Source organism: Thalassotalea sp. SU-HH00458, assembly GCF_040362795.1.
In the GTDB taxonomy this organism is placed as follows: Bacteria; Pseudomonadota; Gammaproteobacteria; order Enterobacterales; family Alteromonadaceae; genus Thalassotalea_H; species Thalassotalea_H castellviae.
Genome location: NZ_BAABWW010000004.1, coordinates 388,754 through 408,147 on the forward strand (window position 1 = coordinate 388,754; position 19,394 = coordinate 408,147).

Consider the following 19,394-nt stretch of genomic DNA (forward strand, 5'->3'; position numbering starts at 1 on the left):
TGCTCTGTTATCTCCAACCACTTTACGAAAGGCATGAAAAATGAAAACCATCAACTTAGCATTAATATCACTCTGTTTATTTTTAAGTTTTAGCAGTATTGCTCAGACCCAATATACTGGGGATAAAGCCCAAGCTGCAGCGGTGGAGAAAGCGGTAAATTATTACCTTGAAGGGAGCTTGTTGGGTGATCCTAACGTAGTTGCTAAAGCATTTCATCCAGATGCTAGGGTTCAAGGGATTAGAAACGGAAAGCATGCGGTTTATGACATGAAAACTTTTCTTGGCTTTTTTAGTACCGAAAAACCAGGAACACACACTACACATATTATTTCAGTAGATATTGAGGAAAATGCTGCATCAGTTCGCGCTGAATGGGATATGGGCACTTGGAAATATGTCGATTATCTTTCTTTATTAAAAAATAATGGTGAATGGAAAATCGTAAATAAAATATACACAGTCGTAAAAAAAGCAGCAAAACCTTAATTATTACAACAAAGCGTTATTTAACTTCTTTTATATTAGCGGTTGCCAGATTAAATTTTTCGATACAAGCTTTGCATATACATGATTTATTAACATATTCATCACTGACTTGTTCAATCAGTTCCGCTGGCACTTTTTCTTTTGTACACCAACAAGGCTCAGCTGCATTCACGCCACATTGGTTGTTTGCCTGGCATAACGGGCAAACTGTACTATCAACCTGTTCAGCCATATTAAGAGAATTCAGCCACAGAATCACGCATGATCAAACTTGGTTCAAACAGCTGTTGTATATCATGCTGTTCTTGTTGATAAACATCCTTAAGTACTAATTTAGCCGCCATCGAACCCATTTTATTCACAGGGTTATCCACAGTTGTTAGTTTAGGATATAAATGTGGTGCAAAGACGACATTATCAAAACCGATCACGGATAAATCTTTCGGCATGTGTAAATTATGCTCTCGTGCATAAGTCATGGCACCTGAGGCCATTTCATCATTAGCACAGACAAGTGCTGAAAACGCAGCTTTTCCTTGTAAAAAATACCGTAAACCTTCAATACCGCCTTGCTCTTTAAATTCAGCTTCAAAGATTAACTGCTCGTTAATGGCAATATTGTTTTCAGACAAAGCACGCTTATGCCCCTGTAAACGTGCAATTGCATCGGCTTTATATTGAGGACCTGCTAGATAAGCGATATTACGATGTCCTTTCTCTATCAATGATTGTGTAGCAATAAAGCCACCGAGTTCATTATCTAAGCTAATACAATTGTCTGGAAGTTCGCCTACATGACGACTAATGAGATAAATAGGTGTTTTGCCTTTGCTCAATTCCACTAAATATTCATCTGAAACCGCCTCAACATGTAAAATAATCGCATCGCAATTTCGGCTGATCAAAAATTCAATACCGTCTTTTTCTTTATCTTCTTCACTATGGCCTGTCGTTATAATCACGTGCTTTCCTGCGGCGCGTAATTCAGTTTCTACACCACTCATCATTTGCCCAAAAAAGGGACCATGAATTTCAGACACTAACAAGCCAATACAATTACTACGATTAGACGCTAAGGACTGAGCAATTGAGTTTGGACGATAATCTAGCTCTTTCATTGCACAAAGCACACGATCACGCGTTTTCTCGCTGACCCGTGTATTACCATTCATCACTCGAGAAACTGTCGCCAGTGATACTTTGGCTAATTCAGAAACTTCATAAATAGTTGCCATATTTTCCCTATCGAAAAATTTGCCTTAACGGTACTTAAATAAAAGACTCACAATATATAGTGTTAATTGCGAACAGTAAAAATTAAATACCGTATTTTACATGATTTATCATGCAGTAGCTGCTCTTCTTTCAACCAGCTCATCACTGACTTGTTGATTTAATTGCGTGGTTAACGGATAAAATAACATTAACGCAGCGCCAGCAAAGGCAAAAGCAGCAGGTATCCAACTCATTAATAATTGCATGCCAGGTAATGACGCTTCTACGGTGGTTGGGTCCATGCCGTTATATCCGTATCCTGCTAGCACGACAAGTACCAAAGCACCGGCAAAACCACCTCCGGTTTTTTGCACGAATGTACCTGCTGAATAAACTAAACCTGTTGCACGTCGGCCATTTTTCCATTCAGAATAGTCTGCTGAATCACCTAGCATGGTAAAAAATAAAGTAGGCATCATAGCCGCAAAAAACTCTGCCGCGCAACCAAGGGTAAAAATGAACACCACATCGCCTTTTGGTGCCCAATAAAGTGCTCCGGTGAGTAATCCGCTTAACATTAATGCCACAATAAATAACTTAATTTTACCTAACTTTTTGGCTAAATAGCTTGTACACAAAGCGCCTGCGATTGAAACAATTAATAACGCGACAAAATATTTTCCAGCCATTAATTCATCGGCAACATGGTATTTAAAGTAGTACGCGACCACGCCATATTTAATACCGTTAAACATCATGGTTAAAAATCCCATTCCTAATAAGATCAACCAAGGTTTATTCGTCAGTAAATCCACCATATCACGCTGAGTACCTGTCATATTTTCTGTCGATTGACTGGTTAAACGTTTGATCACAATATACATACCTGTCATTACAACAAAGAAAAATATCCCGCTATAAAGTTCACGATAATAAAAGAACAGTGTCATCGCTAATAATGGTAAGACGATAAAGGGTAAGTTTTTAGATAAATCGAGTAGCTCTGTTTTTAGGCAAGAGGTCGTATCGATAGTCGGTGTGATGCGCTCTTTCGTTGAAGCAAAAGTGATCACCATTAAACCAATCAATAACCCGGCAAATAAATACATGGTGTATTGATAGCCAACTGCGTCATCTCCCGCACCAAAGTAGGCAACTAATTCAGGTAAAAAGCCCATCACTAATAAACCACCAGCAAAAGCGCCAGCAAACCTAAACCCTGACAAACTAGTACGTTCTGTATCACTAGGTGTCATCACGCCCATCAAAGCTGAATAGGGAACATTATTGATGGTATAAGCGAGCGTTAAACCGATATAAGTGACATAGGCATAGATTAATTTACCGTTTTCAGAAAGGTCGGGCGTGGTAAAACATAACACCATAAACAAACCGAGGAATGGCGCTGACCAAATAATCCACGGACGAAACTTCCCCCATTTAGTATCCGTTCTATCAGCTATCATGCCCATAATTATGTCGGTAACACCATCAGAAAGTCTTACAACTAAAAACAGCATAGCAGCGGCGGCAGCCGTTAAGCCGAAGGTGTCGGTATAAAACACAGCTAAATAAGCTAATGCACCTCGCCATACTAAGTTTGCTGCCGCGTCCCCCGTTGCGTAACCAACTTTTTCAACCACCGAAAGCTTATGCATTGTTTTTCCTTTTTTATAATTATTTAATTTAGAATTTCATTCTATTTTACAATCAACTACGCTCACTCAGTAACTTTTTATACGCTAAGCCGCTGGCTTTAACTGTACGTACTTGTGTTTGATAATCAACATAAACGATACCAAAACGTTTTAAGTAACCTTCGGCCCATTCAAAGTTATCCATTAAGCTCCACGCAAAATACCCTTGGACATTAACACCTAGACTGATCGCATCATTCACTGCATTTAAATGTTTATTATAATAGTCAATTCTACGCACATCATTGACTACTCCTGACTCAATTTCATCATCAATGGATGCACCATTTTCAGTGATATAGACAGGCGGTAAATTATATCGAGTATTAAGATCAACTAATAACTCAGTAAAAGCCTTTGGATAAACTTCCCAACCAATATCAGTTCGTTCAACCCCTTCAACAATAATCTCTTCAAACATTTCTGTTGGGTGAGCTTGATATCGTGCACGGGTATAAAAGTTGATACCTAAAAAATCCATCGGCTGGGAAATAATTGCCATATCATTGTCATGAATTTCTGGACGATTTTCAGCAGGTAATTCGTTGATTAATTCTGGGTATTCACCATCAAAAATGGGCTTTGAATACCAGTAATTAAAATATTCGTTGGCTTTTCTAGTCGCTTCTTGATCGGCAGGAGAGTCTGACATAGCGTAACCAGGCGTAAAATTGAGAACAATACCGTTTAACGTATTGGGGCTAAATTCGTTGAGTACTTGCATAGCTAAACCATGTGCTAGCAATAAATGATGAGCCGCTTTTTTGCCATATTCTTTCCCCACTAACCCAGGGGCATGAATGCCCGCTTCATAACCTAAATAAGCACTACAGAAAGGTTCATTGAGGGTGGCATACGCATGTACTCTTTCGCCAAGCGCTTGTACTACATGTTTGGTATATTCTTGGAATTTATATGCTGTTTCTCGATTTAACCAGCCGCCATTGTCTTCAAGGTATTGCGGAAGGTCCCAATGATATAAGGTGACAAAAGGTTTTATTCCTTGAGCATTTAATTCATCAAGCAAATCGATGTAAAACTTCATACCTTCTTGATTAACGGTACCGTCTTGTTTAATAACACGTGGCCATGAAATGGATAAACGATAAGCATCTACACCAAATGAGCTGATTAACGCTACGTCATCTTGCCAACGATTGAAATGATCGCAGGCAACGTCACCATTTGAACCATCTTCAATTTTTCCATCTGTCGCACAAAAGGTGTCCCAAATACAAGGTAACCGGTGTTCAACTCCGCCTTCAATTTGAAATGACGCTGTTGCCACTCCGTATAAAAATGACGATGAGCGCATCGGTGAGTTTTTTGGTAGAGAAAAAGCCATATTATCTCAAGTTTCCTTTTCAACAGTTAAACAAGGTTCTTTACGTGTTTTGTATAAACATACGTATGTATTTTGTTGCACTTTTATTTTAACGTGGTATAAATGAAAGCGCTTACATTTTACAATATTAGATTGAATTAAATAAAAGATCAACAGCTAATTAATAATGAGATAGTCTATGTTCTAATCTCATCAGATATTGGGCTTTTGATTATTCGAGATTATTTTTACAGCAGTTTTTTGAGTATTTTACAAGGCCATGTCTTTATTACGTGGTTAGATCACATAAAAAGGCAATAACGCCAAAAAACAATAATTAAACCAACAAAAAAAAGTAGATAAATTAGGAGAAATTATGGCGGCTGGTATCGCTGGGGTAGCGCAAGAAAACAACAATCAAAGTGAAGGTGGTAACTATACGTTTGCTTTAACTTCACTGACTTCTTTATTTTTCATGTGGGGATTTATCACCTGCTTGAATGATATTTTAATTCCTCATTTAAAAGGTATATTTGACCTATCATACAGCCAAGCAATGTTAGTACAGTTCTGCTTTTTTGGCGCGTATTTTATTGTTTCTTTACCGGCCGGTAGTTTAATCAAAAAAATCGGCTATCAAAAAGGCATTGTGCTCGGTTTAATTATCGCTGCTGTTGGGTGTATGACCTTCTACCCTGCGGCGTCAATGCAAAGTTATCCAGTTTTCTTATTTGCTTTATTTATTCTTGCCAGTGGTATCACCATTTTACAAGTTTCTGCAAATCCATATGTCAGTATTCTTGGTAAACCTGAAACTGCTTCATCTCGATTATCACTTACTCAAGCATTTAATTCATTAGGTACCACAATCGCACCATTTTTTGGTGCTTTGTTAATTCTAAATGAAGCAACGGAAGTAATGACAGCAGCACAAGAAGCTGAATCAGTACAAATGCCTTATTTATTTTTAGCCGGAATGTTACTCGTTTTGGCGGCAATCTTTGCTTATTTAAAATTACCAACAGTTAAAGAACATACCCCAGAGGTAACAGACATAACTGGCAGCGCATGGCAATACAACCATTTAGTGCTAGGTGCTGTTGGTATCTTTGTTTATGTGGGCGCAGAAGTCGCTATTGGTAGTTTATTGGTGAATTTCTTTGCTGAGCCAAATATTGCCGCGATGGAAGAATCAGTCGCAGCAAAATACATCGCTTATTACTGGGGTGGTGCTATGGTTGGTCGTTTTATTGGTGCTGCTGTCATGCAAAAAATACCCGCAGGAAAAGTACTTGCCTTTAATGCCGCCACCGCAATTGTGTTACTACTCATAACAATATTCGCTTCAGGTGCTCTTGCAATGTGGGCTGTATTAGCGATTGGCTTGTTTAACTCAATTATGTTCCCAACAATATTCACCCTAGCGATTAATGGTTTAAAACAACATACCAGTCAGGGTTCAGGTATTTTATGTTTGGCTATTGTTGGTGGTGCTATTGTTCCTTACATCCAAGGTCTTTTAGCAGATACAATTGGTTTACAATTATCATTTCTTTTACCAATCATCTGTTATGTATTTATCGTTCATTACGGCTTGAAAGGCTCCAAACCTAAAAACGTTTAAGATAATTTTTCTTATTTGAATTAAGCCCCTATCAAGGGGCTTTTTTATTTGTACTCCAAATATGATCACGAAGTACTTCAAGCTCTTCCTGAGTAAAGCTAACCATAAATACAGGGCTGACATGCATAGCAATAAGATATGTTTGAGCTTGCAAATTATCTGTCGCCAATACTTTATTGAATGCTTGTTCTTTCTTACCTGCTAATAATAAAAGTTCTACTTCTTGGTCGATCACGATTTCAGATAGCATGTCGAGTAATTGATTTGAAACATCAGCATAGCCAATTTCTTCAAGTCGACTTTCTAACATCAGCGCTTCATTTTCGCTAATCTTCCCAATAAATTGATAATAACTAAGCCAGTTGATGATCGCTTTCTTCGGTTGATTTTGTGCTTGAGCAAGCATGGCACGAAATAAGAAACTTGTTCTCCCTAAAAACTGTTCAGCTTCTTCAATTCTAGTGAGTGTTCGCTCAAAATTTCCGGCCATGAACTGGCTCCATGCTCTTTCCCATAAATAGGTCGCATGGTTCGGTTGTGCTTGATAAGCCTGCTCCGCGTATTGAATGGCTAACTTTGACTGGTTAAATATTGGCAATCAATAGGCGTGAAAAAAATTACATTTATGATCACAGGTTAATCCTTCAATAACCTGTTGGTGGTATTGCTTTACCCCCTCGTCATTTCGTAAATAGAAATAATCAAGCATCGCTTTAGATAATAATGTATCAGGGTGTTCAGGTGCTAATTCAATCGTTTTTTGGATGTACTCAGTCGCTTTAGCGATTATTTGCTGATCGCTAAGCCCTAAATGCCGACTCATTTTATATGCATATAATTGCGATAATGTATGATATGCCGCAACAAATTTCGGCGCTTCTTGTATTGAGTTTTCTAATAATTGAATCGCTTGAGGTAAAGATTCTTCATTTTTCTGAGCTAATAAGTGTATCGCTTGTCGGTAACTAATCGGGGGTTCTATTGATGGTTCAACGCTTAACTTCCAGTACAAAATGCTCGTAAGAAAAATCAACAATATACCAATAATTTTTAAACGGTAATATTCAGAATAACCCGAGGATACTATTGGTTTTACATCATTTTCATTCTTAACAATAACATTCAGCTGATAACCCACTTTCGATATTGTTTTTATATATTCTTGCGTGTCATCTAATTCAGTAATCGCTTTTCGAACTCGGCGTATAGCACTTGTTATTGCTGCATCTGACACATATCGATTTTGCCAAATATGAGAGATTAACGTTGCTTTACTTACAGGACTTTTTGTTTCAATAAGCAGTAGCAAAATATCACTCGTTTGTTTATCGAGTGATATTTTTTTGTCTTCAAGCTGTAGATAGTTTTCATTGGTATGAAAAGCAATCTGATCAATGAAATACATGTTTGAAAATAAGACTTGAGCTAAAGTTATTAGCCTTTAATCTTATAACTACGCTCTATAAAAGTGAACGTAAATTCTTACGCTTGATAATGTGTAAGCAATTGCTGTTCTCTTTGACGACTCAATCCTGACTTTGACTCCCCAACACCGAATTCATAACGATTAGATTCATGCTGATAAAAGCCTGCAAGCACGTCTGAAAAAGTATGTGATAATGGCCGAAATGTTAACCCTGCTTGAATTGCCTTTTCACTTGAAATGGTAAATGTACCTTTCACAACTTGTCTTGCTGCCCACATCGGCATATCCACATAATGGCGAATATTGTTTTTATATAAATATTCATGAGAAAGCCATGACAACTCACTACGATTAGAGCTTAACGATTTTAAGCCATATAAATATGCGTCAAAACGTTCGGTAGTGAATGTATTGTACGTGCCGGTATACCGCTTTTCGATGCAAGTTAAGATAAAAGCAGCGAGATCTTTTACATCAATATATTGGGTTGTATCGCCGCCGTCACCAGAAGCTGCTATTTCTCCGCCTCTTTGTAGGCGAACTGGCCAATATCTTTGGTTATCTGAAATATTATCTAAGGCAATTCCACAAATGGAATGTGGTCGAAGTACACACCCTTTAGATGAGTGGTTTACCAACTTATCAGCAATACGTTTGTTTAACCCATAATTTAAAGAATCATTATAATTTGTTGGGATATTATCTGTAGGCAGTTTTGCTTTTTCAGTAATACCTGATTGTGTACTTAACAACTGATCTGGGTAAACAGCCATACTCGACGTATATATATACTGCTTACATCTATTTTGTAGTAATGAAAGGGTATCTTTAACGCACAATGGGTTTTCTGCCCATGTATCAATAATTACATCCCATTTTCTCGAAGTCTTTAACGCCGTTAATCCTTTACCATTTGCTGGATATCTATCCCCTCTTAGCTTTTCTATATTTGGAAATAAATGTGGATTCGTTAAACCGCGATTAAATAAGGTGACTTCATAACCGGCTTCAATCAATTGTTCCACAATAACAGGGCCAATAAATTTTGTTCCGCCAAGAATTAGAATCTTACCTTTTTTGCTTAAATTTACCGTTTTTGTAAATACTGTTGGTGAAAGGCTTAATGTTGAAATTGCCCCTACCGATTTTATAAAATTACGTCGTTCCATTGCTGTTTCCTCAATTGTGACTTAGCAATAGAATGAATATAAATAGTAATAAAGACTTGTTATAAACCTGACAATTCGCTGACATTTTTCTGACAAAATGATAAATGCTATGTATTTACAGGCATTACAGCGAAGCAAAGCTCCTTATGTATTTTTTCATTCACAATAAATTCATCTAGTCACTAATGAGTTCAATCAAGTTTAAGACATAAAAAAACGCCGCAATCAATGCGGCGTTTTCGTTTCGCGATAACTTTCTAGGGGGAGTTAGAAAGTTACACGAGCACCCACGGTCCAACGAGCTTCATATATATTTTGGAAAGCTTTTTGCTTTTCAAATTCAATGTAAGTCTGTTGAATTTCTTCCGTAATGTTTGAACCGTTCACGTAAAAACTCACTGTTTCGTTGAAGTCATACGTGGCATTGAAATCAAGTTGTGAATAATCATCTTGATAAAGTGCTTGATTACCCGTATTAGCATTTCCGCCAGACATTAAGCGTGGACTACGAGAGTTCCATGCTAAACGTGCTGAGAAAGTATCATTTTCATACCATACCACTGCGTTGTAAGTATCTTCAGACATACCGCCAAATGGTAAGTCTTTACCATTAATATCTTTACTTTCTTGAGAACTGTCAGCATACGTATAGTTAACATCCATACCAACATTAGCTAAGACACTGTCTTCACCTAAGAAGTCACTAAAGGCAACTTTACCGCCGACTTCGTAACCTGATACATCACCACCAACGCCTTGAACGTTTGCAGAGAAAGGATGAGGACCACGACGAACACCATCAGAATCCGGCTCATCAACCAAGATAGTTGCACCTTCAGTAAAGCTTTCAATATCAATGCCGTAGGTTGAGATAAAGAACATTGATGCATCGCCAGCATACCACTCAGCAGATAATGAGTAGTTTTCTGAACGCCAAGGGTCAAGCTCAGGGTTACCATTGAGTGAACCGTTTTGAACACGCATACAATTACAATCATTGTTAAATACTGAGCCGACAGTTTTTCCTGCGCCCCATTGACTTAAATTCAATGCCTGCATATTTTCAGAGTAAGCAGCACGTAATACCACGTCATCAGTTGCTTGATACGCTAAGTTCATTGATAACAATTCATCTGTATAACTACGTTCAGTCACGACATCACCAATATCTGGACCTAAACCTGAATGAGGTAAATTAGGACCAACAAGGTTTTGTTTTACAAATAAATCAGTTTGAATCACTTTAAGGCCAACGTTACCGCTTAATGCTTCGTATTCAAAGTTAACTTGAGTGAAATAAGAAATTTCATCTAAGCCAACATCATAAGTAGCACCGCCATTTTCAGTACGTTGAACATTACCGAAAGTATCTTTATGCCATTGTTTTGGATCGCGGAAGTTTTCTGGATCAATGACCCAAATACCAGGAATACCTGTTACACCACCAAAATCTGTCTGCCAAGAAACCGTAGTGTATTGATCAAGCGCAGTAGGCGCTAATAAAGTATAAGGCGTCCATACTTCGTTACCTTCTTCATCAGTTACGTATTCACCTGTACCTGCTTGCCCTTCACAATCTGCACCATATTGCTGATCAACGGCTTTCCATTGAGCGATATCGCAACCGTTTCCAAAAGTAGAAGTATAAGTGAATTGGTCATGATCAACTTTACGTTGGCTATAACGAACACCAAAATCAACGCTTGTGATGAAGTCATTATCATCTAACGCATAATTCCACTTAGTACTAAATGTTGATAACTCACCGGTATCATCAGTATTACCTTCAGATGAGAATGCGCCAATATGGTATGAATCAAGATCAGCCATGTAATCAGCAACAGACATCATGCCTTTACCGCCCATGACTTGTTGGTCGAAACCACCAAATGCTGGATGATCACCACTTGCATCATAGGTTAATTGGAAATTAGGATCTTCAATACCCGTTGAATATTGAGCGTTACAACCACCTTCAGAACCGATGATTTCTTCACCGTTTGTACAATATTGAGCTGGGTTAAAACCACCTGGGCCTAACACTCTTGAGCCTTCATCAATACTAAGTAAATCACCTTCGCCGTATGCATGACGCATTTTAGCAGTTGCACGAGCATGAGTTGCCCGTACTGTACCTGTTAAATTACCGCCATTATCGAAGTCTAATTGTAAGTTAAAGTTTTGTGATTTCTCTTCATTCACGTTTACCTGTGTGAATGTTTGCATACGGTATGGATTCATTTTGTATGCATCAACACCTTTCCATACTTCGCCGTTAGCATCTGTGTATGAATCGCCTGTATAATTTGTTGCATACGCGTATTCGTTGTAGTTCTGCCATCGGTTATTATGGTTGAAACCTGAACGATTGTTAAAGCGATCTTGATGCGTGTAGAAATAATCAGCCGTTAAAATAAAACCTTCACCTAAATCGGCTTGAACAGAAAGTTGTAACGCGTCACGTTCACGCTCTTCTGTTTTGTTAAAGGCTGTAAAACCATGAGGAACGATTGTGTAAACATCACCACCTTCACTTGGCTCACCCCAAGCATGGTTGTTTTGAGTCCAACCGATACCGCCATTTTCAGACGTATCGTTATGTCCGTTATAATCGGTTGCTAACGTGGCTTCTTGAGTAACCGCAGAAATTAATACACCAATTTTGCCGTTATTGTATGACGCTAACCCATGTAAAGTAGGATCTGTTTCCTCAGTAATTGAGCCACGAGTCGCTTCAATACCACCAGCGAATGTCCAACCTTCATCCATATCAAACGGGCGACGTGTTTTAAGATCAATTGAACCGGCGATACCTTGAGCAACATTTCCTGCTGTCGCTGATTTATAGACATCAACACCACCAAATAATTGTGCTGGTAAATCACCTAAATCAGCAGCTGCAGTATCTATGGTAGTGGCTGATAAGAAAGTTTCACCATTCATGGTTGTGTCTACTTGAGGTAGACCACGAATTTGTACCGGTCCACCTTCCCCAGCAACACGTTCAACTTGAACACCTGAAATACGTTGCAATGAATCAGTAATTGTTACATCTGGTAATTTACCAATATCTTCTGCCGCGATACCATCTACTTGCGAATCAGCAAAACGTTTACCGTTAATACTCGCTTTAGTAGAGCCGCGAATACCTGTTACTTCAATAACTTCAATTTCTTGCTCTGCATTTTCTGCTGCATAAGCAACCGGAGCTTGAGCTAAACTCAATGCCCCCATACCTAACACTACCGATAAACTGGTAGCGATCTGAGATTTTTTAAATGTTTTCATTATGTTCTCCCTCGATACTTTTTTTTGCGTAAACTTACCGCTATTTTTATAATTTTTTCTTGTAAGCGCTTACAAAGCAATTGAAAATTTTTACCGTGTGTAAGGGAAAAAAGATCCGACACACCCTGTAAGCGCTTACATTAAGTTAGATTATGTTCATATTATCGTCAATCATTATTTTACTGATTATTGACAAATCAATCGTAACTAAATGTAATTTATAAATAAAATAAATAAACATAAAATATGTGATTTATGAATTTACTGTGCCTTTTAAGAAAATGGTCTCATTTTTTAATTATCATTTGTAAGCGCTTTCATTTTAAGATAGTTTAATAATAAGGCTAAAAACTAACAAAAACGAAAAGGTCTATTGCCATGGAAAAATTAACATTAAAGGAAAAAGTCGGTTATGCATGCGGGGATGTTGCCTCTAATTTTTACTGGCGTGTATTCGATGTTTTTCTCTTTATTTTTTATACCGACGTCTTTGGTTTACATCCTGCTGCCGTTGGTTCCATGATGTTAGTAACGCGACTCATTGATGCTTTTTCTGATCCGTTAATGGGGGCATTAGCCGATCGTACTCAAACTAAGTTTGGTAAATTTCGCCCATATCTGCTGTGGGGTATCATTCCCATTGCCGCAGCAGGCGTTTTAACCTTTACCGTCCCAGATCTCGATGACAGTGGTAAATTGATGTGGGCGTATGCAACCTATATTTTTATGATGTTAGCCTATACCTTTATAAATGTCCCTTATGGCGCATTATTAGGCGTTGTAACGGGCAACAGCCAAGACAGAACCACGTTAACAAGCTTTCGTTTTATTGGTGCTTTTTCTGGCGGAAGTTTAGTTGCTTACCTGACACCAAAATTAGTGGAATATTTTGGTCAAGGTAATGAAGCATTTGGCTGGCAATTAACCATGGGACTTTATGGTGGTGTAGCAGCGATTTTATTTTTTATCACTTTTCTAAGCACTAAAGAGCGTATCGCGCCAATAAAAGAACAGAAAACGCCTATTTTACAAGACATAAAAGATTTAACTCAAAATAAGCCTTGGTTAATTTTATTCAGTCTTGCTCTTATCATCATGATGACAATTACGCTTCGAGGAAGTACCGGCACTTTTTATTTTAAATATTTCGTTGAACGAGAAGATCTCATCGGCAGTTTTTCTTTTGCTTACATGATTGCCTTAGCCGTCGGCGCTGCTTCAACACCGCTTATGACTAAGTTTATCGATAAACGCCGACTGTTAATGATCTTAATGAGTGTTGTCACTGTACTGTCAATTGCGTTTTATTTTGTCCCGAAAGAACAAATTATGTTGATGTACATATTACAAATCGCCATAGGTTTTACCTTAGGACCAAAGTCGCCACTAGTATTTTCTATGTATGCAGACACGGCAGATTTTTCTGAGTGGAAGCATGGTAGACGTGCCACCGCGATGGTTTTTTCTGCCGCAGCATTCGCACAAAAATTAGGAGGAGCAATCGCAGGAGCCATGATTGGTTGGTTACTAGCATCAATGGGCTATATTGCTAATCAAGTACAGAGTCATGACTCTCAAACCGGCATTATTTTATTAATGACGTTAATTCCTGCGGGATTTGCCGCCCTTTCTGTGTTTGTCGTCAAGTTTTATGCCTTGTCTGATAGCGCAGTCATCGATATTCAACACGGTTTAGCACAACGTAAATCAATGACCAAAGTAAGTGAGTAAGAGTAACAATGTTCCAACATGATTTTGTCAACCAACGTGTTGATATTCGCGACCCTATCGGCATGTCAAAAGCCAGTGGCTTTTTGTGGAATAAAAATATGATGATTCACATGAATTGTCGCGGTTATGCTGTTGCCCAGTTTATGCAACCAGAGCCGAGTAAGTACTCTCACGCACTGAATATGGAAGCAAAAACATTTATGCAACCTGAGCAAAGTTATTTTGCTCATCATAGCGGTCGATTTTTTTACATTAAATGTTTAGATTCTGGCGAGCTTTTCTCCATTCCCTACGAACCTGTTCGCGCTAAACTTGATTCTTTTAATTTTTCTGTGGGTAAAGACAACCTAGTTTGGCGGATTAATCATTTAGAGCTAGAAATTCAGCTAACGCTTTCTTTGCCAAAAAATGATGTTACAGAGATGTGGGAACTTAGCGTTATTAGCCATAGCAATAAAACTAGAAACATTGCTATTTATCCATATTTTTCTGTTGGTTATATGTCGTGGATGAACCAATCAGCTGCATTTGATACTAACCTAAATGGCATTATTGCCAGTAGTATAACGCCGTATCAAAAAGTTGAAGATTACTTCAAAAACCAACATTTGAAAGACAAAACCTTTTTATTATCTAAACATCAACCAACTAGTTGGTGTGCCAATCAACCAACTTTTGAAGGCGAAGGCGGTTTACATAATCCAGATGCCTTACAATTAAAGCAACTGCCGCAACGAGACGCACTTTACCAAACCCCTGTAGCTTCGTTGCAATTTAATCATCAAATAAATTGCCAGGAGCAAGTCCAACATCAATTTCTATTTGGTCCAGCAAAAGATGATACTGAAATCGCTCAAATTAAAGAAAAGTACTTTGGACAACAAGATAGTTTCAACAAAGCACACCTTGATTACCAAAATTACTTAGCGCAAAGTCATGGCAGTATTCAAATAAACTCGCCGGATAAAGCATTCAACGAATTTATAAATCATTGGCTACCAAGACAAGTATTTTATCATGGTGATGTAAATAGGCTATCTACAGATCCGCAAACGAGGAATTATTTGCAAGACGCCATGGGCATGGCGTTTATTTCGCCAGAAAAAACAAAACAGGCATTAATTACAGCCCTGTCTCAACAAACAATTTCAGGCGCAATGCCCGACGGCATATTACTTCATGAACAGGCGGAACTAAAATACATTAACTTAGTACCACATAGCGACCATGGTATCTGGCTAACCCTTTGTTTAAACTGTTATTTAAATGAAACGAACGACGCTGATATTTTAACAACGGTTATTCCTTTTGCCGATTCAGCACAATGTTTACCGCTGATTGACCATATCAACCTAACACTGGATCATTTACTCAATGCCCGAAATGAATTGGGGTTAAGTTATATCGAACAGGGTGATTGGTGCGACCCTATGAATATGGTAGGTTACAAAGGCAAAGGGGTTTCTGCTTGGCTAACCGTAGCTACCGCATATTCTTTAAAAGTTTGGTGTGATATTTGTCAACATCACCAAATCAATCAAACAAAAATACCAGAGTATTTAGCGGCGATAACTAAGTTAAATACCGCCATGAACACCCATTTTTGGGATGGTAAATGGTATGCCAGAGGCATTAATGACGAAGGCATTGCTTTTGGTGTGTCAAACGATGAAGAAGGCAAGATATATTTAAATCCTCAAACGTGGGCCATGTTAAGTGGTGCCGCTGATCAAAAACAACAGCAAGCCATGATAACGGCAATCGACGACAACTTAGCAACCCCCTTTGGTATCATGATGCTAGCGCCAAGTTATACCAAAATGAACGAAAACATCGGTCGCCTCACTCAAAAGTTTCCTGGAGTCTCTGAAAATGGCTCGGTTTATAATCATGCTGCCGCATTTTACGCTTATAGTCTTTATCAAAATAATCAATCCGATAAAGCCTTCGATGTTTTAAAAAAAATGCTTCCTTCTCAAGATGATGCTACTGAGCGCCAGCAGTTACCTACTTTTGTTCCTAACTACTATCGCGGTGCTTACTATCAATTGCCTGAGGTTGCGGGTAGATCGAGTCAATTATTTAATACCGGTACAGTGGCTTGGTATTATCGCTGTATTATTGAAGAACTCTGTGGCTTAAAAGGTCAAGCGGGTACGCTTATTATCACACCTAAACTGCCTGCTCATTGGGCAACATTAACAGTAAGACGTGAATATTTAGGCGCCACTTTTGTTGTCGATTACACCAAAAGTGATCAAGCGAATAGCACGAAAATAGTCATTGATGGCCAACCATCGCCAAGCAATATTGTGTCTAATATTGCGAAAGGTCAAACGTATCACATCAAGGTAATTATAGGGAATAGCGAGAATTAATATGCCAGCACAATTAATATTAGTGATGGGTGTCAGCGGTACTGGAAAATCAACCATTGCTAAAGCATTGGCTGAACAATTCGATTTTACTTATCTTGATGCCGATGATTTTCATAATGAGCAAGCTAAAAAAATGATGGCTGATGGACAACCAATTAATGATGACATTCGACAAGCATGGATCACTCGTATATTGTTATTTCTAGCCGATGAGCATCATAGCAAAACTCGTTTTGTGCTTGCTTATTCAGGCTTGAAAAAATCGCAACGACAACGTTTTCAGCATTTAGAAAGCCAATTAAATGGCATTTTTTTATATGGCGATTATTCCGTGATAGCTCAACGATTATCGAATCGTTCTGGGCATTTTTTTTCAACCACGTTATTAGACAGTCAATTTGAAGCACTTGAGTTACCTGTTGAAAATAGCGACGAAAATATCGCACTCATCGATATTAACCAACCAGTCGATAATATTATCAACCAAGCAAAACGCGTTATTGCTTTACAACAAGTGACACCACAGAGAAATTCCGCATGAAATCAATACTTGCCTTGATCACACTCATTTATTTATTTACTTCACCACAGGCTTTAGCGATGAAAGTGCCAAAAGCTAAAACCTCTGTGGTGATAGACGGACAATCATCAGATCTTGCCTGGCAACAAGGTCAATGGCATGCATTGTCTGAACTAATTGTTGGCAGCCAACCAAGTAAAACAGACTTTTCAGGGCGCTTTAAAATGGTGTGGGATAAGAAGAAGCTCTATCTTTTAGTTGAGATCACAGATGATGTTCTTTTTGATCAACACGCGAATCCATTGCATTTTTATTGGGACGATGACTGCATAGAAATATTTATTGATGAAGATGCCTCCGGTGGTGATCATCAATTTAATTTCAATGCATTTGCATATCACGTGGCATTAGATAACCAAGTCGTTGATATTGGTTATAAAAAAGCAGATGGTTCACCAGACTTTTTAACACTAAATAACCATATATCAAATAAATGGCAAAGAAATGCACACGCGCCATATGTAATGACTTGGGAACTTGCCATAAATGTTTATGATGATAGTTTTACTTACCAAACCATTGGTCATAAGAAAGAACTTATTGGAAAGCCAGTTAAATTATTTAACGGTAAGAAGCTCGGTTTTATGCTCGCATACTGTGATAACGATGGCAGTAAAGTACGGGAACACTTTATCGGCTCGACCCCGATAACCCCCGTAAACGGTGATAAAAATTTAGGTTATATTACGGCTGATGTTTTCGAGACAATTGAATTAGTTGAAGAATAAAGATTACGAACTAAAACTATATGGCTCAAAATCATTATTTTGAGCCATTATATATATTTTCAGATAATTTTATTCGCCCTGATTACTACCGCCAATTTGCGGAGCATGTTGAATAATACGATCGGCTAAACGAGAAAACGGTAAACTTTGGATCCAAACACTGCCATGACCACTTAACGTCGCCATAAAAAATCCTTCACCACCAAAAAACATACTTTTTAAGCCTTTGGTCATTTCTATGCTGTATTCAATTCCGTCACTAAAAGCAACTAAGCAGCCCGTATCTAAACGTAGTGTTTCACCATTGAGTTTTTTTTCAACCACTGTTCCTCCAGCATGAACAAAAGCCATACCATCGCCAGATAAATGCTGCAAAATAAATCCTTCGCCACCAAAAAAGCCACTACCTAAACGTCGATTAAAAGCGATATCCACTTGAGTACCTAAAGCTGCACATAAAAATGAATCTTTTTGGCAAGTGATACTACCACCCATTTCAGCTAAATTAATCGCAATAATTGACCCTGGAAATGGCGCAGCAAAAGCCACTTTTCTTTTACCGGGCACTTGACTCGTGAAGTGTGTCATAAATACAGACTCACCCGTGAGCATGCGTTTTCCAACTGAAAATAGTTTGCCGACAAAACCTTGATCTACTTTAGAGCCATCTCCCATTTTTGCTTCAAAATCAATGCCGTCTTCCATGTAGTTCATCGCACCCGCTTCTGCTATCACGGTTTCGCCTTGATCAAGTTCTACCTCAACCATTTGCATTGATTGACCAATTATTTCGTAATCTATTTCATGGCTTTTCATGTTATTTCCTTATTATTGAATCAACATTAATGTAGCAGAATAAAGTCATTTGAACACAAGCAATATCACCAGATAATAATTTTTTACAATTTCAATCGAACTGTTCAGCGAGTATTAAGGTCTATTGTGACAATAATAAACGCGCTTGATAATGTTACTTATTTATTTAAGGTGATATCATCAAGCCAACATTTAAGCTCGCATGCATATCGAGTGAAAACAGAACGAATACCAAATTAATACCAAACTACAACAAAGAGTAATTATTTTATGAAAAAACTTTTCATTGCCTTTTTTGCCATCGCCTTTATGCCTTTATTAGCTAATGCTGCTAAATATGAGGAAGGTAAACATTATCAAGTGATCCCTGGACAAGCGACAAACAAGCCAGAAGTTCGCGAATACTTTTCATATTACTGCCCTGCTTGTCGTGGTTTTGAAGCTTATTTAGGCGACATTGAAAAAAGCTTACCGACTGGTACTAAATTAAATAAAACCCACGTTGATTTTATGGGCGCGTCTTCTCCAGACATTCAATTTATGTTGAGTAAAGGATTAGTTGTGGCAGAAAAAATGGGCATTGCTAAACAATTTAATGCGGAAGTCTTTAACTATATTCAAACCAAACGTGAAGTAGTAACTAGCGAAGCCGATGTACGCAAAATATTTATTGCTGCAGGTGGCGACGGCGCTAAGTTTGATAAAGGCATGAAAAGCTTCTCTCTTGTCAGTAAAGCAAAGCGCAATAAGAAAATACAAGACAAATTATCTCAAGGCCGTTATGTAAAAAGTGTTCCTACTTTTGTTGTAAACGGTAAATATGTGATCAATTCAAAAGAACTGGATCCTAAAAACTTCCTTGAAGAATATAAAAACATTATCGCGTACTTATTAACATTGAAATAAGGCCACGAAAATTCCTGATAAAAAC

16 protein-coding genes are annotated in these 19,394 nt (G+C 38.1%); 7 read left to right on the plus strand and 9 right to left on the minus strand.

Annotation, left to right across the window (positions count from 1 at the left end):
* Positions 1-40 precede the first annotated feature (40 nt).
* The gene (locus ABXH06_RS08645; protein ID WP_311581103.1) at positions 41-487 is read left to right on the plus strand and encodes a nuclear transport factor 2 family protein; all 447 of its coding nucleotides are present in this window, start codon (positions 41-43) and stop codon (positions 485-487) included.
* Positions 488-503: 16 nt separating this feature from the next.
* On the opposite strand, the gene ABXH06_RS08650 is transcribed toward ABXH06_RS08645, so the two are convergent.
* From ABXH06_RS08650 to ABXH06_RS08665, 4 genes are all read right to left on the minus strand, one after another.
* On the minus strand, positions 504-719 hold the full coding sequence (locus ABXH06_RS08650; protein ID WP_353517968.1) for a cysteine-rich CWC family protein: 216 nt from the start codon (positions 717-719) through the stop codon (positions 504-506).
* A 1-nt stretch (position 720) separates the two neighbouring features.
* Positions 721-1,722 carry a LacI family DNA-binding transcriptional regulator gene (locus ABXH06_RS08655; protein WP_353517969.1) on the minus strand — a complete coding sequence of 334 codons (1,002 nt, stop codon included), beginning with the start codon at positions 1,720-1,722 and terminating at the stop codon, positions 721-723.
* A gap of 108 nt (positions 1,723-1,830) precedes the next feature.
* Positions 1,831-3,360 (minus strand): MFS transporter, encoded by a 1,530-nt coding sequence (locus ABXH06_RS08660; protein ID WP_353517970.1) that lies wholly within the window; start codon positions 3,358-3,360, stop codon positions 1,831-1,833.
* Positions 3,361-3,412: 52 nt separating this feature from the next.
* Positions 3,413-4,744 (minus strand): GH1 family beta-glucosidase, encoded by a 1,332-nt coding sequence (locus tag ABXH06_RS08665; protein ID WP_353517971.1) that lies wholly within the window; start codon positions 4,742-4,744, stop codon positions 3,413-3,415.
* Positions 4,745-5,099: 355 nt separating this feature from the next.
* On the opposite strand from ABXH06_RS08665, the gene ABXH06_RS08670 reads away from it, so the two are divergent.
* Complete coding sequence (locus tag ABXH06_RS08670; RefSeq protein WP_353517972.1) at positions 5,100-6,347, plus strand: sugar MFS transporter; 1,248 nt, start codon at positions 5,100-5,102, stop codon at positions 6,345-6,347.
* Between the two features lie 31 nt (positions 6,348-6,378).
* Here ABXH06_RS08670 and ABXH06_RS08675 read toward each other — a convergent pair whose 3' ends face one another.
* The 4 genes from ABXH06_RS08675 to ABXH06_RS08690 all read right to left on the minus strand — a co-directional run bounded on the left by ABXH06_RS08675 (position 6,379) and on the right by ABXH06_RS08690 (position 12,230).
* The gene (locus ABXH06_RS08675; protein ID WP_353517973.1) at positions 6,379-6,945 is read right to left on the minus strand and encodes a hypothetical protein; all 567 of its coding nucleotides are present in this window, start codon (positions 6,943-6,945) and stop codon (positions 6,379-6,381) included.
* The gene (locus ABXH06_RS08680) at positions 6,946-7,752 is read right to left on the minus strand and encodes a winged helix-turn-helix domain-containing protein (RefSeq protein WP_353517974.1); all 807 of its coding nucleotides are present in this window, start codon (positions 7,750-7,752) and stop codon (positions 6,946-6,948) included.
* Between the two features lie 77 nt (positions 7,753-7,829).
* A complete protein-coding gene (locus ABXH06_RS08685; RefSeq protein ID WP_353517975.1) occupies positions 7,830-8,942 on the minus strand; it encodes an NAD-dependent epimerase/dehydratase family protein in 1,113 nt (370 codons plus the stop codon).
* Positions 8,943-9,209: 267 nt separating this feature from the next.
* Positions 9,210-12,230 carry a TonB-dependent receptor gene (locus ABXH06_RS08690; RefSeq protein WP_353517976.1) on the minus strand — a complete coding sequence of 1,007 codons (3,021 nt, stop codon included), beginning with the start codon at positions 12,228-12,230 and terminating at the stop codon, positions 9,210-9,212.
* A gap of 378 nt (positions 12,231-12,608) precedes the next feature.
* Between ABXH06_RS08690 and ABXH06_RS08695 the strand changes: the two genes are divergently transcribed.
* The 4 genes from ABXH06_RS08695 to ABXH06_RS08710 are packed head-to-tail and all read left to right on the plus strand — an operon-like array spanning position 12,609 to position 17,647.
* Positions 12,609-13,961, plus strand: coding sequence for an MFS transporter (locus ABXH06_RS08695; protein WP_353517977.1), 1,353 nt, complete (start codon positions 12,609-12,611; stop codon positions 13,959-13,961).
* 8 nt (positions 13,962-13,969) lie between these two features.
* Entirely contained in the window at positions 13,970-16,339 is a 2,370-nt protein-coding gene (locus ABXH06_RS08700) for a GH36-type glycosyl hydrolase domain-containing protein (RefSeq protein ID WP_353517978.1), read from the plus strand.
* A 1-nt stretch (position 16,340) separates the two neighbouring features.
* The gene (locus ABXH06_RS08705; protein WP_353517979.1) at positions 16,341-16,880 is read left to right on the plus strand and encodes a gluconokinase; all 540 of its coding nucleotides are present in this window, start codon (positions 16,341-16,343) and stop codon (positions 16,878-16,880) included.
* Positions 16,877-17,647, plus strand: coding sequence for a sugar-binding protein (locus ABXH06_RS08710; RefSeq protein WP_353517980.1), 771 nt, complete (start codon positions 16,877-16,879; stop codon positions 17,645-17,647). Before ABXH06_RS08705 ends, ABXH06_RS08710 begins: the two co-directional genes overlap by 4 nt.
* 69 nt (positions 17,648-17,716) lie before the next feature.
* Here ABXH06_RS08710 and ABXH06_RS08715 read toward each other — a convergent pair whose 3' ends face one another.
* Complete coding sequence (locus ABXH06_RS08715; protein ID WP_311581143.1) at positions 17,717-18,463, minus strand: TIGR00266 family protein; 747 nt, start codon at positions 18,461-18,463, stop codon at positions 17,717-17,719.
* 270 nt (positions 18,464-18,733) lie between these two features.
* On the opposite strand from ABXH06_RS08715, the gene ABXH06_RS08720 reads away from it, so the two are divergent.
* Complete coding sequence (locus tag ABXH06_RS08720) at positions 18,734-19,369, plus strand: thiol:disulfide interchange protein DsbA/DsbL (protein WP_311581146.1); 636 nt, start codon at positions 18,734-18,736, stop codon at positions 19,367-19,369.
* Positions 19,370-19,394 lie beyond the last annotated feature (25 nt).

Excerpts from the sequence above, each read along its gene's own strand:
- ABXH06_RS08645 (WP_311581103.1), top strand. The coding sequence starts at position 41 with ATGAAAACCATCAACTTAGCATTAATATCACTCTGTTTATTTTTAAGT.
- ABXH06_RS08650 (WP_353517968.1), bottom strand. The coding sequence starts at position 719 with ATGGCTGAACAGGTTGATAGTACAGTTTGCCCGTTATGCCAGGCAAAC.
- ABXH06_RS08655 (WP_353517969.1), bottom strand. The coding sequence starts at position 1,722 with ATGGCAACTATTTATGAAGTTTCTGAATTAGCCAAAGTATCACTGGCG.
- ABXH06_RS08660 (WP_353517970.1), bottom strand. The coding sequence starts at position 3,360 with ATGCATAAGCTTTCGGTGGTTGAAAAAGTTGGTTACGCAACGGGGGAC.
- ABXH06_RS08665 (WP_353517971.1), bottom strand. The coding sequence starts at position 4,744 with ATGGCTTTTTCTCTACCAAAAAACTCACCGATGCGCTCATCGTCATTT.
- ABXH06_RS08670 (WP_353517972.1), top strand. The coding sequence starts at position 5,100 with ATGGCGGCTGGTATCGCTGGGGTAGCGCAAGAAAACAACAATCAAAGT.
- ABXH06_RS08680 (WP_353517974.1), bottom strand. The coding sequence starts at position 7,752 with ATGTATTTCATTGATCAGATTGCTTTTCATACCAATGAAAACTATCTA.
- ABXH06_RS08685 (WP_353517975.1), bottom strand. The coding sequence starts at position 8,942 with ATGGAACGACGTAATTTTATAAAATCGGTAGGGGCAATTTCAACATTA.
- ABXH06_RS08690 (WP_353517976.1), bottom strand. The coding sequence starts at position 12,230 with ATGAAAACATTTAAAAAATCTCAGATCGCTACCAGTTTATCGGTAGTG.
- ABXH06_RS08695 (WP_353517977.1), top strand. The coding sequence starts at position 12,609 with ATGGAAAAATTAACATTAAAGGAAAAAGTCGGTTATGCATGCGGGGAT.
- ABXH06_RS08700 (WP_353517978.1), top strand. The coding sequence starts at position 13,970 with ATGTTCCAACATGATTTTGTCAACCAACGTGTTGATATTCGCGACCCT.
- ABXH06_RS08705 (WP_353517979.1), top strand. The coding sequence starts at position 16,341 with ATGCCAGCACAATTAATATTAGTGATGGGTGTCAGCGGTACTGGAAAA.
- ABXH06_RS08710 (WP_353517980.1), top strand. The coding sequence starts at position 16,877 with ATGAAATCAATACTTGCCTTGATCACACTCATTTATTTATTTACTTCA.
- ABXH06_RS08715 (WP_311581143.1), bottom strand. The coding sequence starts at position 18,463 with ATGAAAAGCCATGAAATAGATTACGAAATAATTGGTCAATCAATGCAA.
- ABXH06_RS08720 (WP_311581146.1), top strand. The coding sequence starts at position 18,734 with ATGAAAAAACTTTTCATTGCCTTTTTTGCCATCGCCTTTATGCCTTTA.